Annotated in this window: 11 protein-coding genes; 5 read left to right on the top strand and 6 right to left on the bottom strand. The window is 74.4% G+C overall.

The genetic code is table 11. The features are described from left to right. Positions 1-9 precede the first annotated feature (9 nt). Positions 10-2,922, top strand: coding sequence for an AfsR/SARP family transcriptional regulator (locus AC3ERT_RS12890; protein ID WP_435174056.1), 2,913 nt, complete (start codon positions 10-12; stop codon positions 2,920-2,922). 69 nt (positions 2,923-2,991) lie between these two features. Here the strand turns inward: AC3ERT_RS12890 and AC3ERT_RS12885 are convergent, their stop codons facing one another. The 3 genes from AC3ERT_RS12885 to AC3ERT_RS12875 all read right to left on the bottom strand — a co-directional run bounded on the left by AC3ERT_RS12885 (position 2,992) and on the right by AC3ERT_RS12875 (position 6,631). Further along, positions 2,992-4,554 (bottom strand): transporter, encoded by a 1,563-nt coding sequence (locus tag AC3ERT_RS12885; RefSeq protein ID WP_435131315.1) that lies wholly within the window; start codon positions 4,552-4,554, stop codon positions 2,992-2,994. Between the two features lie 227 nt (positions 4,555-4,781). Then, on the bottom strand, positions 4,782-5,678 hold the full coding sequence (locus AC3ERT_RS12880) for an ABC transporter ATP-binding protein (RefSeq protein ID WP_435131313.1): 897 nt from the start codon (positions 5,676-5,678) through the stop codon (positions 4,782-4,784). Between the two features lie 290 nt (positions 5,679-5,968). Next, entirely contained in the window at positions 5,969-6,631 is a 663-nt protein-coding gene (locus AC3ERT_RS12875; RefSeq protein WP_435174054.1) for a bifunctional DNA primase/polymerase, read from the bottom strand. Between the two features lie 265 nt (positions 6,632-6,896). Here AC3ERT_RS12875 and AC3ERT_RS12870 point away from each other — a divergent pair, with 265 nt between their 5' ends. Then, positions 6,897-8,276 carry an NsdA family TPR-like regulatory protein gene (locus tag AC3ERT_RS12870; RefSeq protein WP_435174053.1) on the top strand — a complete coding sequence of 460 codons (1,380 nt, stop codon included), beginning with the start codon at positions 6,897-6,899 and terminating at the stop codon, positions 8,274-8,276. Positions 8,277-8,519: 243 nt separating this feature from the next. Further along, positions 8,520-10,043, top strand: a complete 1,524-nt coding sequence (locus AC3ERT_RS12865) for a hypothetical protein (RefSeq protein ID WP_435131311.1) — start codon at positions 8,520-8,522, stop codon at positions 10,041-10,043. A 73-nt stretch (positions 10,044-10,116) separates the two neighbouring features. Here the strand turns inward: AC3ERT_RS12865 and AC3ERT_RS12860 are convergent, their stop codons facing one another. Further along, positions 10,117-11,394 carry an ABC transporter substrate-binding protein gene (locus AC3ERT_RS12860; protein WP_435131310.1) on the bottom strand — a complete coding sequence of 426 codons (1,278 nt, stop codon included), beginning with the start codon at positions 11,392-11,394 and terminating at the stop codon, positions 10,117-10,119. Positions 11,395-11,554: 160 nt separating this feature from the next. Here AC3ERT_RS12860 and AC3ERT_RS12855 point away from each other — a divergent pair, with 160 nt between their 5' ends. Both AC3ERT_RS12855 and purU read left to right on the top strand, forming a co-directional pair. Then, positions 11,555-12,001, top strand: a complete 447-nt coding sequence (locus AC3ERT_RS12855; protein ID WP_335970844.1) for an SCO4402 family protein — start codon at positions 11,555-11,557, stop codon at positions 11,999-12,001. Between the two features lie 139 nt (positions 12,002-12,140). Continuing rightward, positions 12,141-13,010: a formyltetrahydrofolate deformylase gene (gene purU / locus AC3ERT_RS12850; RefSeq protein ID WP_335970845.1), complete on the top strand. Its 870-nt coding sequence runs from the start codon at positions 12,141-12,143 to the stop codon at positions 13,008-13,010. A gap of 79 nt (positions 13,011-13,089) precedes the next feature. Here purU and AC3ERT_RS12845 read toward each other — a convergent pair whose 3' ends face one another. Beyond that, on the bottom strand, positions 13,090-14,604 hold the full coding sequence (locus tag AC3ERT_RS12845) for a hypothetical protein (protein ID WP_435174077.1): 1,515 nt from the start codon (positions 14,602-14,604) through the stop codon (positions 13,090-13,092). Positions 14,605-14,612: 8 nt separating this feature from the next. Further along, positions 14,613-15,188, bottom strand: coding sequence for a sigma-70 family RNA polymerase sigma factor (locus AC3ERT_RS12840; protein WP_335970848.1), 576 nt, complete (start codon positions 15,186-15,188; stop codon positions 14,613-14,615). Positions 15,189-15,209 lie beyond the last annotated feature (21 nt).

The following is a 15,209-nucleotide window of genomic DNA, read 5'->3' as shown; positions in this document are numbered from 1 at the left end:
GAAGCAGCCATGGCACGCACGACCGCCACGGGACGTAACCGGGCACAGCACGGCGGGGGAGCGCCCCGACAGCCGCGCAGGCAGCGTACGTTCGGCGACCTGCTGCGGGCCTTCGGGGCGTTCCTGGCGCTGCTGGTGCTGGTGGTGGCGGTGCCCGCGGCGCTGCTGGTGTACATCGGCTCGCCCTTCCCGCACCACTTCGACTCCGAGGTGCTGCAACAGCCGATCACCTCCGAGACGTTCGTCAACACGCTGGCGGTGCTGGTGTGGGTGGCGTGGGCGCAGTTCACCGCGTGCGTGCTGGTGGAGGCGAAGGCGGCGGTGTCCGGGGTCGGCATGCCGACGCGCGTGCCGGGCAGCGGCCCGAGCCAGCTGCTGGCCCGCCAGTTGATCGCCGCGCTGCTGCTGATCGGCGTCAGCACCGCGGGCCTGGTGCCGGGCCTGGCCCAACTCGGCCAGCAGCACTCGATGGAGAGCCAGGCGCGGCCCGGGGTGGCCGCCACCGCCCAGGCGACGCCCGGCCAGCAGACGACCCACCAGACCGCTGTGCAGCACCAGACCGGGACGGGCGGCTCCAGCGCGCAGGGCGGCGGGCAGTCCACGCAGCAGGCCACGAAGTTCTACCGGATCAACCCGCCCGAGGGCCGCCACCACGACTCGCTGTGGGAGATCGCGCAGCGCCACCTCGGCGACGGCCGCCGCTACAAGGAGATCTACCAGCTCAACAAGGACCGGGTGCAGCCCGACGGTTCGCAGCTGTCGCAGGCGAGCCTGATCCGGCCCGGCTGGGTGCTGGAGATGCCTGCCGACGCGCACGGCGGCGACCTCGTCGAGATGCCGGTGGCCGCCCCGCACACCGCGCCCGACATCCTGCACTACGCCCAGCACGGCGGCGCCAAGGACACCGCGGCCGAGGGCGCGCACGCCGCGCACCAGACCCCGGCCGGGGAGCAGGGCGGCTCCGGCGGTACGGGCGGCTCGGGCGGCGGCACCCACCAGGGTGCGGCGGCCGGTGCGAGCGAGGTGGTCACCGGGATGTCGGCCTCGCACGGCTTCGACCTGTCCGACGCCCTGATCGGCGCGCCGCTGCTGGCCGCCGGGCTGCTCGCCGCGCTCGGCCGGCGGCGCCGCACCGCACTGTGGCAGTCGCTGTCCGCGGGCGCGCTGCGCACCCCGCGCACTCCCACCGGCGCGGAGGCCGACGTCGCCGACGCGCTGCGCATCGGCGCCGACCAGGACGCGGTCGACTTCCTGGACCGGGCGCTGCGTTCGCTGTCCGCACGGCTCGACGCGGACGGCCGCAAGCTGCCGGTGGTGTACGCCGCCTGGCTCACCGACGACGCCCTGCACCTCCAACTGGCCTGGCCGGACGGTGAACCGCCGGCGCCCTGGCACACCGGGCAGGACGAGACGTTCTGGCAGTTGGAGCGGGCCGCGCTGGTCGACGACGTGGACTCCTCGGCCGCGGCGCCCTACCCCGGGCTCGCGGTGCTCGGCACCCTGGACAGCGCGCGGCTGCTGCTCAACCTGGAGGCGGTGCCCGGGATCGTGGCCCTCAGCGGCGCCGCGCCGGACCGCGAGGCCATACTCGGCTCGGTGGCCGCGGAGTTGGCGACGAACGGCTGGTCGGACCGGATGACGGTGACGCTGGTCGGCTTCGCCCAGGACCTCACCGCGCTGGCGCCCGCCCGGGTGCGGCACATCGCCACGGTCGCCGAGGCCGTGGAGCTGATGGCCGCGGAGACGCGGCAGCGCGTCGGCGCCCTGCGCACCGCGGGCCAGGACAGTGTGCTCACCGGCCGTACCGGCCGGGCCCAGCACACCCAGTGGGCGCCGCATCTGGTGCTGCTGGCCGCCGAGCCCACGCCGGAGGAGGCGGAGCGGCTGGCGGAACTGGCCGCGGACTCCGGGCGGTTGGGCATCGGCTACCTGATCGGCTCCAGCCGCAACGACCTGCCGGGCGCGGCATGGGAGTTGGAGATCACCCCGGCGGGGCGGCTGCTCGCGCCGCTGCTCGGCCTGGACATGAAGGCCCAGCTGCTGCCGAAGGCGCAGTACGAGTCGGTGCTGCGGCTGTTCGCGGAGGCGGGCGGCGACGACCCGGGCCCGGACGCGCCGCCGTTCCTGGTGGACCTGAGCGACCAGGGCCGGCCCGGGGTGTACGCGCGGCTGCTCGGCCCGTTCGAGGTGGTCGGCATCGACGCGCCCGACCGGGAGCGCAGCGATCTGCTGCACGAGGCGCTGGCGCTGCTGCTGCTGCACCGCGAGGGCGTGCACCCGCGGGTGCTGGCGTCCGCGCTGTGGCCGCGCGGGGTCACCGAGGACGTGCGGGACGCGCTCATCGGCCGGCTGCGGGAGTGGCTGGGCACCGACCCGGACGGCGGGGAGCGGCTGACCATCGACACCACCGGGCGGATCGTGCTGAGCACGTCGGTCGTCTCGGACTGGGACGTCCTCCAGACGCTGCACCACGAGGCCACCGAGGGGCGGGCGGCCGGCGACCCGGTGGCCCGCCGCCGGCTGCTCACCGACGCGCTGTCGCTCGCCCGCGGGCGGCTCTTCGAGGACCGGGCGCCGGGCCGCTACGCCTGGCTCGGCCACGAGATCGTGGACGCCCAGCACCCGGTGCTGGTCGCGGAGATCGCGCTCGCGCTGTCCTCGCTGCACCTCGACGCGAACAAGCCGAAGGCGGCGGTCGCCGCGATCGAGACCGGCATGGCGATCTCGCCGGACGACGAGCGCCTGTGGCTGGCCTACCTGCGGGCCGCCAACGCCACCGGGGACGCCGGCCGGCTGGAGGCGGCCGCCTCGGCGCTGTTCGCCCGGGCGGCGGAGAGCGGTCCGGGCCGGGGCATGCCGCCGCGGGTCGAGGCGCTGCTGGACGAGCTGATGCCGACCTGGCGGGGCAGCATCGCCAACTGACGTGCGGGGGCGGGCCGGTGGGCCGGCCCGCCCCGGGGTCCGGTGCCCGGCCGTCGGTGCGCGGCCGGTTCAGGGCACCGCCACCGCGCTGAGGATCTCCGGCAGCCGGTCGAGCAGCCGGGGAGCGGTGAACCGCAGGCTCGCCACCGACAGCGCGGCCGCGTACACCGCGCCGAGCGGCAGCACCGTCCACAGCAGGGCGTGGTGGCCGGTCAGGTGCAGCGCGAGATCGAGGCCGAGCACCGGCAGGCAGAACGCGGACGCGACCACGGAACCGCCCAGCGCGTTGAACGCCACCATCGAGCCGTTGCCGGGCGCGGCGTTCCCGAACGCGTTGTCCTGTGTGACCGCGTACGGGAAGCGGACGCTGGCGTAGCCGCCGGTGGAGATCAGCGCGCCGAGGAACGCGTAGGCCATGCCGAGCACTTCGGGGATGGTGCCCGCCCGGCCCAGCAGGAGCGCGGTCGCGCACGTCACCACCGTGACGTACGGGAGGGCGACGGCCGTGAGCATCAGGGCCCGGCCGCGCAGCTCGGCTTCGGCCTCCTTGCGGGTGGCGGTGGTCGCGACGACGGTCCAGAACGCGGAGTGGTCCATCCCGAACTGGTTGTACATCTGCATGCCGAGCAGTCCGGCGGTCCACAGGCACTGGTAGACCGAGCCGTGCTGGACGACCGCGACCAGCGGCAGCAGCAGGCCGACCGCCAGCCCGGTCGCCCAGGACGCGCGCAGCTTGGGGTCGCGCCCCACGTAGCGGAACTGGCGCTCCATCACGGTGGAGGTGCGGCCGGAGAGTATCCGCTCGGGCAGCAGCCGCGACAGCAGCGGGCGGCGGCCGCCCTTGCGTTCGGTGCCGCCGGCCGCGGGCTGGAGGGTGGAGGAGTCCGGCGACATCATCAGCCGGTCCAGCGAGCGGTACCACCAGCGCAGCAGGACCGCCAGCAGGGCCGCCGCGAGCGCGAGTTGGGCGGCGGCCTGCCCGTAGGCGCCGGTGGAGACCGAGCGCACCGCGTCGACGGCCGAGGTCGGCGGGACCCAGCGCAGCACCGAGGCGACGGAGGTGACCCGGTGCAGGCCGTGGTGGGAGGAGAGCGAGCTGAGCGCGAGGTTGGCCAGCTGCGCGCCGACGGCCACGACCAGCCCGCTGAGCAGGGCGAGGTCGCGGCCCTTGCGGCTGGTCAGCAGGCGGGTGTTGGCCGCCGCGACGCCCCGGGAGGCGGCCGCGCACACCGCCAGCAGCAGGACGACCGCGGGCACCGCGACGACGACGGCGGCCGCGCCGTGCGCGAGGGCCGCCACCGAACCGGCGCCGATCAGCAGCGTGAACAGCGGGCCCGGACCGACCAGGGACGACACCAGCAGCGCGGTGACGAGCGGGCGGGGCCGCAGCGGCAGCATCGCCAGCCGGGTCGGGTCGAGGGTGTCGTCGCCGCCGAAGAAGAACAGCGGCATCACCGTCCAGCCGATGGCCACCGCCGTGACGAGGGTGGTCGCGGCGGCCGGTGCGTACGCGTCGCCGCGCAGCGCGATCATGCCCGCGCCATTGGCGAGCGCGCACAGCAGGGCGAGGCCGACACCGAGGCACCAGCTGACGGTGCGGCCGGTGGACTGCCGGACCCCGTTGCGCAGCACAGCGAGTTTGAGGCGGACGAAGGTCGCGGTGACAGGGGCGGCGCGGTCTGCGGCGGGGGGAGCGGGGGAAGGGGCGGCAGGCGCGGCGGGTGATGCGCCGGCAGGGGCAGCGGTGGGAGAGGGTTGTGACGGGGCGCCGGGCCGGGTGCCGGTCGGGGCGGTGCGCGGCGCCTCGGGAGGCAGGGGCTGCGGCAGCGGGGCGCTGGTGGCACGGGCGTCGTCGCGGGTCACTTCGCGCCCCCGCCCAGCCAGTCCAGGTCCCCGCCGGAGCCGCGGTCGGCGCCGACCAGTGACAAGAACGCGTCCTGGAGCGTCGCCGCCTCGCCGCGCACCTCGGCGAGCGCGCCGTGCGCCACGATCCGGCCGGCCGCCATCACCGCGACCCAGTCGCACAGGCTCTCCACCAGCTCCATCACGTGGGAGGAGAACACCACGGTGCCGCCGGTGGCGGTGTACCGCACCAGCACCCCGCGGATCACCTGCGCCGACACCGGGTCGACGCCCTCGAACGGCTCGTCCAGGAAGAGGACTTCGGGGTTGTGCAGCAAGGCCGCGGCCAGGCCGATCTTCTTCCGCATGCCCGTCGAGTAGTCCACGACGAGCTTGTGCTGCGCACCCGACAGGTCCAGCACGTCCAGCAGTTGGGTGGCGCGCAGGTCCACGTCCTTCACCGGCAGCCCGCGCAGCCGCCCGGTGAACGTGAGCAGTTCGCGGCCCGACAGCCGCTCGAACAGCCGCAGCCCCTCCGGCAGCACGCCGATCCGCGCCTTCACGTCGACCGGGTCGCTCCACACGTCGCGGCCGACGATCCGCACCAGCCCCTCGTCCGGGCGCAGCAGCCCCGTCACCATCGACAGGGTCGTGGTCTTCCCCGCCCCGTTCGGCCCCACGAGACCGGCGAAGCGGCCGGCGGGCAGCTCCAGGTCGATGCCCGCGACGGCCTCCTGGTCACCGAACCGCTTGCGCAGGCCGCGCACCAGCAGCGCGGGCGGCGGCCCGGCCGCAGCACCGACGCCGGGCCCGGCTCCGTAAGCGGCCCCGCCCGCCTGGGCGGACCGGTCCCCGTAATACGACGGCAGCCGGCGGCTGTCCGCCTCCGGCCCCGCACCGCGCTCCTCGCCCATCGCACCGCACCTCTCCGCGCTCCCCGTCCACCGACCACCGATCCCCGTCCACGGCCACCGCACGCCGCGCCGGCTGCCCGGCCGCGCCGTCCCGTGTACGGACACCCTATGTGCGACCACTGACAGTGACGGCTGGTCGGGTCGTCGCGGGGACGGCCACGGGGGACGGCCGCAGGGACAGCCGCGCACGCCGCGGGAAGACCCGCCCGTAGCGGGCCATTTCGTGCGGTGACCGTTCGACGTCCCGTCAGGCGGGTGACTCACGGTCATCGGCCGGGCGCCGACGCCGTTCAACGCACCGCGCGGGCCTCCGCCGCCGCGCGCCCGCACGCGTACGCCAGCGGACTCAGCAGCGCGCCGATATCCGGCAGCCACCGGTTCGCGGCCGTCGGGCGGCGCACCCACTGCGCGCGGCCGCCCCTGCCCATCCGGGTCGGCGGGGCCGCGACCCAGTCGCCCTCGCCGCGCACCGTCAGGTCGAGCGCGCCCGGCAGCCAGCCGAGGGCGGCCAGCAGTCCGGGCGCCTTCGCGCGCGCCCCGGGCAGCACGAAGAACGCCATTCGCCCGGTCGGCGCGGCGATCACCGGGCCGAGCTCCACGTCCATCCGCTCGGTCCTGGCCAGCGCGTGGCAGCCCGCGCTCTCCGGCACCTCCAGCACGTCGAAACCGCGGCCGGTGGCCAGCAGCACCGACGCGCGGGGCTGCCGGTCCCACATCCGGCGCACCTCCGAGGCACTGCCGCTCGCCCGGACCGCCCAGTCGGCCCGGGCCGGGTGCGCGCCCGGGGAGGGGCACGCCGCCGAGGCACACGAACAGCGCGGTGCGCCCCCCGCGTCGGCCTCCAGCCACGTGCCGGGCAGTACCTCCCAGTGCCGCCACCGCGCGTACGAGACCGCCGCGTCGAGCAGGTGCGTGCCGCTGAGCTGGCCCGGCAGCGGGAGGGCGTCGTCCACGCGCTGCACAACTGCCCCGCGGGGCCGGGGTTACGGGGCGCCGGCCGTGGCTCACCGCCGGGCGCACGGAAGCATCCGCGGGGGCGCGTACGGGCGCCCCGGGCCGGAACCGGGTATCAAACGAAGGAGCACCGGCCGACCGCGGGCACACCCCGGCCCGGCCCGGCGCCACGAGCCGGCCGAAACAGGTGAATTGCCGCCAATGCGGGGTTCATCGGCGGAGGTTGGGGAAGAAACACTCACTAAGGACGACAAGGGGGGATCGATGGCCGCACGACCACTCGTGGCGCGGCAGCCGAACGAGAGGCTCCAGGCACTGATCCAGGAGGCCGGCTGCTCCAACGCCGGCCTGGCGCGCAGGGTGAACATGTGCGGGGCCGAACACGGCCTCGACCTGCGGTACGACAAGACGTCCGTGGCCCGCTGGCTGCGCGGCCAGCAGCCGCGCGGACGCGCCCCGGGCATCGTCGCGGAGGCGCTCGGCCGCAAGCTCGGCCGCGCGGTCTCCATCGAAGAGATCGGCATGGCCAACGGGCGGAACCTCGCCACCGGCATCGGCCTGCACTTCGCCCCCACCGTGCTCGGCGCGATCGAGCAGGTCTGCGAGCTGTGGCGCAGCGACGTCGGCCGGCGCGACTTCCTCACCGGCTCCACCGTCGCCGCCTCCGCGCTCGTCGAGCCCAGCCGGGACTGGCTGATCACCCGCCCCGACCAGGGCGTGGCGCGCAACGGCGGGGCCCGCGTGGGCATGTCGGACGTCGAGGCGGTCAAGGCGACCACCCAGGCTCTCACCGACCTCGACCACCGCTTCGGCAGCGGCCACGTCCGCCCGGTGGTCGTGCACTACCTCAACAGCGTGGTCTCCGGGCTGCTCGCCGGCAGCTACCGCGAGTCGGTGGGGCGCGAACTGTTCTCCGCCGTCGCCCGGTTGACGGAACTGGCCGGCTACATGGCGGTCGACACCGGCCAACCCGGCCTCGCCCAGCGGTATTACATCCAGGCGCTGCGGCTGGCCCAGGCGGCCGGCGACCGCGCGTACGGCGGGTACATCCTGGCCGCGAGCATGAGCCACCTCGCCGCCTCGCTCGGCAACCCCCGCGAGATCGCCCAACTCGCCCGCGCCGCCCAGGAAGGCGCCCGCGGCCAGGTCACCGCCACCGCCGAGGCGATGTTCCACGCCGCCGAGGCACGCGGCCACGCCCTGCTCGGGGACGCCCGCACCTTCGCCACCGTCGCCGGGCTCGCACTGGAGGCCATGGACCGCTCCGACCCGGACCAGGACCCGGCGTGGATCGCGCACTTCGACCGCGCCTACCTGGCCGACGAGTTGGCGCACTGCCACCGCGACCTCGGCCAGGCCGACGCGGCCGCCCGCCGCGCGCAGGAGGCGCTGGCCGCCCACCCGGCCGGCCGGGCCCGCCGCCGCGCCATCGACCTGCTGCTGCTCGCCGACACGCAGGTGCAGCAGCGCGAACTGGACGCGGCCTGCCACACCGGGGAGCAGGCCGTCACCCTGCTCTCGGGCCTGCGCTCCAACCGCGGCGCGGAGTACCTGGACGACTTCCGCCGCCGGCTGGAGCCCTTCGCCGCCGAACCGGTGGTGCGCGCCTTCCACGTCCGGCTGGACGAACTGGAGGCGGCCTGAAGGTGAAATAGCGGCACCGCCGGCCGGTGTGCACCGAATCGTTACCGGACCGACACCCCGGGCCCACGCGTCGGCCAAAGCGCTGCGCAGGCCCGCCCGGGCCGACCGCGGCGCCGCCGGCCGCCCGCCCGCCCAAGTGTGAGGTGACGCTCACCCGTTCGGGTGCGTGGGCGGCACCTGGCGGGACCCGGTAGCGTGGGCCGACGGTTTGCACGGTAGGCCAGAGTCAGGAGTGGGGCGGCGATGCACAGCAGCGGACGCGGCGAGGATTCGCCCGAAGCGTACCGGGGCGTCGTACTCCCCGCGGGCCGGCAGCAGCCGCCGCTGTCGTACGGCGAGCACGTCCAGCCGGCCGGCGGCACCCCGTGGGGCGCGCCCGACGGCCAGGGCGCGGTCCCGCCCGGCGCGGTGGAGCCGGCCGACGCGACGCAGATGCTGCCGCCGTACCCGGGCGGCGACCCGCAAGGCCCGCACGCCCCGCACGGCCTGCCTCCGGCCGGTCCCGGCCCGATGCCGCTGCCCGCGGCCCCGGGCGCCCCCGAACCGGCGGACGCGACGCAGATGCTGCCGCCCTACCCCGGCGGCGACCCCGTACCGCAGATGCCGCCGTTGCCGCCCCAGGCACCTCCGGCGTACCAGCCGCACCAGCAGCCGCACCAGGCCCCGCCGGCCGCGCACATAGCCGACCCCGGCGCGGCCGACGCGACCCAGGCACTGCCTTTCTTCCAGGACCACCAGGACCCCCAAGGGCCCCAGGGCCAGGGCGGCTACGACCAGCAGGGGTACGGCCAGGCGCCGTACGGGCAGCCCGCCGGTTACGACCAGTACCCGGCCGCCGGCGGCCCCTCGTACGGCGGCCAGGAGCAACCCCCCGTCCAGTACGGCGGGTTCGAGGAGGAGTCGCCCGCGTCCGGCCCCGGGCACGACAGCGACTACGACCACCTCTTCCGCAACGACGTGCCGAGCCCGGCGCCGATGCGGCCGCGCATCATCCAGCCGCCGGACCGCGGCCAGCCCGCCCGTCCCGGCTACCCGCAGGGCCCTGCCGGCGGCCCGCAGGACCCCGGTTACGGCGCCGAGCGCGGCTACGGCTACGACGACGGCGGCCGCAAGCGGGGCCTGTCGCCCAAGGCGCTGATCGGCATCGTGGTCGCCGGGTGCGTGGTGGCCGGCCTGGTGGTCGGCGCGCTGCTCAGCTCCGGCGGGGGCGGCGGCAACACCGGCACCGTGGCCGACTCCTCCAGCGCCACGCCGCAGGCCGGCACCTCCGCGGACGCCCAGCCCGGTGCCACCGACACCGTGGACGCCGTCGCCAAGCAGCAGGCGTCCGCGCTGGACTCCCTGCTGAGCACCAGCGACGCCAGCCGCAGCTCCGTGGTGAGCGCGGTCGCGTCGATCCGCGGGTGCAGCGATCTGTCCGGTGCCGCGAGCGACCTGAACACCGCCGCCACCAAGCGCAAGGCCCTGGTCACCCAGCTCGGCAAGCTCCAACTGGACAAGCTCGCCGACCACGAGGCGCTGAGCACCGCGCTGACCAAGGCGTGGCAGGCGTCCTCCGCCGCCGACACCCACTACGCGAACTGGGCCGGCCAGGCGCAGAAGAACAAGAAGGTCTGCCACGGCGGCCACGCCAAGAACACCACCGAGACCGCCGCCGGCGACCGCGAGAGCGGCACCGCGACCGCCGAGAAGAAGAAGGCGGTCAAGCTGTGGAACGCGATCGCCCAGAAATACGGCCTCACCCAGCGGCAGTACACCCAGCTCTGACGGCTCTGACGGCTCTGGTGGCTGACGGCTTTGACAGGCGCTGATCGCCCAGGCCGCCCGGGGGCGGACCGCCTCAGTCGCCGTCGCGCGGCAGCGGGGCGTACGACGACGGCTTGAGCGTCTTGGTGACGTTCACGAAGCCCGACTGCGCCTGCACCAGGCGGCCTTGGCGGACCTGCTGGTAGACGATGTCCGCGTTGACCATCCTCGGGTGGTCGGGGACGCCCAGCAGGTCGGCGTCGGTCCAGCCGAGGTCGGGGGTCAGGCCGCCGGTCGACAGCTTCGTGGTGGCGTCCATCGCCCGCCGTACGCTCGCCGCGTCGATCTTCGTGCCGTCGTCCATCGCGCGCACCACCTTGGTGAAGACCTGGTAGGCGATCCACGTGGTCTGCACCCCGGGGTCGGCGACGTCGATCGTGTCGTCGCCGAAGGCGTACTTGGTGATCACCGACTTCATCTCGTCCCACTTCGGGTCGGACGCCGGCGGGTACCAGTCGGCGATCTTCGCGCCCTCCAGCGGGCTCTTGGCGCCGCCACTGGCGTCCACCACCGACTGCTGCACGCTGCCGATCACCGAGGACAGCTGCACCTTCGGCTGCTCGTCGCCGACCCGGCGCAGGGAGTCGAAGAAGGTGCTGGTGTGGTCGCCGAGGACCGCGGACACGCAGGTGGTCGCCTTGTCGTCGCCGACCGCCTCGGTGGCGGCGTCGGTGTAGTCGGTCGAGGTGTCCTTGGCGAGGATGTCCTCGACCGGTTTCCTGCCGCCCGCCTCGAGCCCCTGGTCGAGGAAGATCGGGAACTGGTCGCCGGTGATCGAGTCCGGCCGTACCAGGGCGACCTTCTTGCAGGTCTGCGCGAGTTGCAGCCCGCTGCCGGCCAGCAGCGCGGGCAGCCCGCCGTTGACCGGGTAGGACATCAGGCTCTGGTACTCGTCCTCGGTGATCCCGTAGCCGCCGATGTAGGGGATGTCGTCGCCCTCCAGCGCCGAGACGAAGCTGCTGCCCTCCTCGCTGTACGACCCGACGACGGCGACCGCGCCCGCGTCTGCGGCCTTCTTCTCGCAGTCGGTGACGGCGACCGCGTCGTTGCGCTCGTTGCAGGTGAGCACCTTCAACTTGCGGCCGTGCAGCCCGCCCTGGTCGTTGACGTAGGTCTCGACCGCCTTGGCCATGCCCAGCATGCCCGGCATGTTCGTGGCACTGGTGCCCACCGGCGCCCATGTCATCACCACGATCGGGCCCGATGAGCCATCCGAGCCGCCTGGGATGACGCCGCACCCGCTGACCAGCGCGGACACGGCGAGCAGCGGGACGGCGGCACGTCGCAGCGCGCCCGAGCGGCGGTCAGTCATATCAGGAGAAGATTCCGCTTCCGTCCCAACTCGGGGGTGCCCGGATGCCAATGAGCGGCCACTTTCAGGTGAATTACAGGTGCCGCCGGCCGGGTGCGTACGATCGTGCGCTGTGCAAGGTTCGGAGAAGTCTTCCCGTCGTGCCCGTCACTCCTCCACGATGGGTGGCATGCCCCTCAACGACATGCCGTGGTGGCGCTGGCGCAGCAATGTGCGCTCGGCGCTGCACATGATCAGCGACCCCGTCTTCCAGATGGAGGTGTGGCGGACCGGACGCGAGGGATACGGCGATGTCACCGACGCCGTCTACCGCCTGGTCGAGGACACCTGGCTGGACAACTGGTCCGCCGAGAAGTACGTGGGCACCATCTTCCGCGACGCGCAGGAGGCCGCGCTCGTGGACGTCGCGGTGCTGCGGGTGCTGAAGATCCTGCACCAGGTGGGCGCCGACGCCCCCGCGGTCGCCTACCTCGACCACCCGGCGTGGCCGGAGGCGGTCACCGCCGCCCGCGAGGCGCACGTGCGGATGGCGTCGTCGGACGGCGAGGACCCGGACGCCCCGCCGCGGACGCTGGAGATCCTGGCGATCTACAACCGGACGGCGTGACGGCCCCTCGCGGGATCGTCCCCCGGGGATCGGCCGCCCGGGATCTTCCTCCGGGGATCGGCCTCGGGTGGTCGGCGTGATCAGGTCCGTGTGCCGGACAACGGCTCCGCCGGGCGCCGCGCTGTGCCAGGCTGGCGGCGTGAACGAACAGCAGTCGCAGCCGCCGCAGTACGTCCTCACGCTGTCGTGCCCCGACAAGCAGGGCATCGTGCACGCGGTCTCCAGCTACCTCTTCATGACCGGTTGCAACATCGTCGACAGCCAGCAGTTCGGCGACCAGGGCACCGGGCTGTTCTTCATGCGCGTGCACTTCTCCGCCGAGCCCGAGGTGACCGCCGACAAGCTGCGGGCGAGCTTCGCGGCGGTGGGTGACGCCTACCACATGGACTGGCACATCGACCCCTCCGCGGAGCGGATGCGGATCGTGCTCATGGTGAGCAGGTTCGGGCACTGCCTCAACGACCTCCTCTTCCGCGCCAGTACCGACGCGGTCCCGGTCGAGGTCGCCGCGGTGGTCTCCAACCACACCGACTTCCGCGCCCTCGCCGAGTCCTACGGCGTCCCCTTCCACCACATCCCCGTCACTAAGGACACCAAGGCCGAGGCCGAGGCGCGGCTGCTGGAGATCGTGGCGGCGGAGGGCGTCGAACTGGTCGTCCTCGCCCGCTACATGCAGGTCCTCTCCGACGACCTGTGCCGGCGGCTGTCCGGGCGGATCATCAACATCCACCACTCCTTCCTGCCGAGCTTCAAGGGCGCCAAGCCCTACCACCAGGCCCACGACCGCGGGGTGAAGCTGATCGGCGCGACCGCGCACTACGTGACCGCCGACCTCGACGAGGGTCCGATCATCGAGCAGGAGGTCGAGCGGGTCGGCCACGAGGTCACGCCGGAGCAGCTGGTCGCAATCGGCCGGGACGTGGAGTGCCAGGCGCTGGCCCGCGCGGTGAAGTGGCACAGCGAGCACCGGGTGCTGCTCAACGGCCGCCGGACCGTGGTGTTCGCGTAGCGGGAGCGGCCAGGAGGACACGAGGAGCTGAGATCATGTCCTCCTGAGGACCTGAGGACCTGAGGACTTCGGGCCGCCCCTACATCCGGGACAGCGAGGCCGTCGCGTACAGCACGTCCCGGACGGCCGCGCGGTCACCGGCTGAGCCCGCCGCCACATCCTCGGGCACCACATGCCCCGTGGCGAGCCGGCAGAACTCCTGGTTGTCCATGACCACGTGCGCCACCTGGTGGTCGGCCGAGGGGACCGCGCCGGGCGAGTCGAGCGCCAGCAGCCATTCACCGCCGCCCTCGCCCTCGATCTCCAGCTTCAGCGAACGCCCGGGTGAGCCCGCGGCGACCAGCCGGGACGGCGAGGTGGCCAGCCCGGCTCTGCGCCGCGCGGCGAGCACATCCGACAGCTTGTCCGCGGTCAGCCGGATGATCCGCCGCAGATGGCTGCCGGCGGGCGGGCCGTACGGGTAGTCGACCGCCTCGGCGATGTCCGCGGCGTGCGTCCAGCACGCGAAGGCGCGGTCGACGAAGGCGTCCTGGAAGGGCAGCTCGAAGTCGCCGTAGTCCACCGGCAGACCGGCGACCCCTTCGCCGGCGAAGGCGACCGTGCGCACCAGGCGGTGGCTCTGCTCGCGCCAGAGCAGGCGCAGTGTCGCACCCGGCAGGTGCCGGTGGGCGGCCCAGTGCGCGTCGGTGCGCTCGACGGGCGAGCGGGGCAGCTCGACCTCCTCGGCGGCGCCGTCCAGGCGCACCGGGCGCGGGCGGTCCAGGCCGTACCGCTCGGTGGCGTCCTCGGCGGCGGTGTCGACGCCCTGCTGCGGCAGCCCGAGGGCGCGGCCGACCAGCCCGTCCACGGCGATCAGGTGCGCGATGACCTGCCCGACGGTGAACTGCCGGGTCACCGGGGCGCCGTCGAACCACTGCAACCGCACCGGCTCGGTCCAGTAGCCGTCGCCCAGGTCGCGCAGCAAGGCGTCCAGCCGGGCGGTCTCCGCGTCATAGGGCCCGGCCCACTCCGGCACCGGGATACGCGCCGGGCGCCGCCCCAGGCACCCTTCGAGCACCCGGGCCCGCAGCAGCGGGTCGAGGTCCAGCGACTCGTCCTGGTGCAGCAGCCCGACCGCGTTCCGCAGCCGCAGCGCCTCCTCGGCGCAGGCCGCGCAGTCCGTCAGGTGCACCTCGACCGCGAGGGTCTCGTCGCGCGAGCAGGCGGCCAGGGCCCAGGCGCCGAGCAGTGACTTGAGGGTGCCGTGGTCGTACGGCTGCGGCATGCGGACGCTGGTCATGGACGAGGCCGTTCCGGGGCTGACACGTGGGAGAGGGAGTTCGGCCGGCGCGGCCGGCGCGTCGGGCGGCTCGGAGACCTCCGGGGATTCGGCCGGCAGCGCCGAACCGCAGGAGGGGAGCACGGCCTCGGCCTCGGCGGAGCCCCCGGCGGCGGCCTCGGCGGTGGAGTCGGCCGGCTGCCGCCCGTAGGACAGGCCGCGTCGGGGGTCCTGCTGGTCGCGCTGGGCAGGGACGCGGGGGAGGCGCTCATCGCCGCCCGAGCCGTTGCCGTCGCGGGCGTCGTCGTCGGGCGGCCCGTCGCCGTCGCGGTACATCGGCCCGCTCACCGATCGCCCCGCGCGCCGTCCGCGTCGAACGGCGGCTCGGGCGGGTTCTCGGGCTCCATCGCGGTGGACAGCAGTTGGAGGCCGAGCCGCAGCCGCCGGCGCGCCTCGTCCTCGCTCACCCCGAGGTCGGCCGCCGCGGCGCGGTAGTCCAGCCGCTCCCGGTAGGCGAGTTCGAGCGCCGTACGCAGCGGGGCGGGCATCGACGTCACGATGAAGTCGGCGCGGGCCGCGGTGTTCGCCTCACGCACGCGCGCTTCCACCACGTCGGGGTTGGCGCTGCCGCCGTGCTCGTACTGCCGCAGGCGGTGCACCGCGTGGCGCTGGGTGAGCGCCGCGATCCAGGACCGCAGCGACCCGTACCGCGGTTCGTAGGCGTCCGGGTTCTCCCAGACGTACCCGAACACCTCGCGGGTGATCTGGTCCGCGGCCCGGTCGTCGTCGGTCACCCGGTGCGCGAGTCCGTGGACGAGGGAGGCGTAGCGGTCGTACAGCTCACCGAGCGCCGCCTCCTCGCCCCGCGCCAGCCGCTGCTGCATCTTGCGGTCCCAGCGCGGCGGTGCGGGTGTCGCCATGCTCTGGCCCCCTTGCTCCGT

The organism is Actinacidiphila sp. bgisy145 (genome assembly GCF_057708125.1).
Note: the sequence above shows the minus strand (reverse complement) of the source record. Positions and strands in the feature narration are given on the sequence as shown.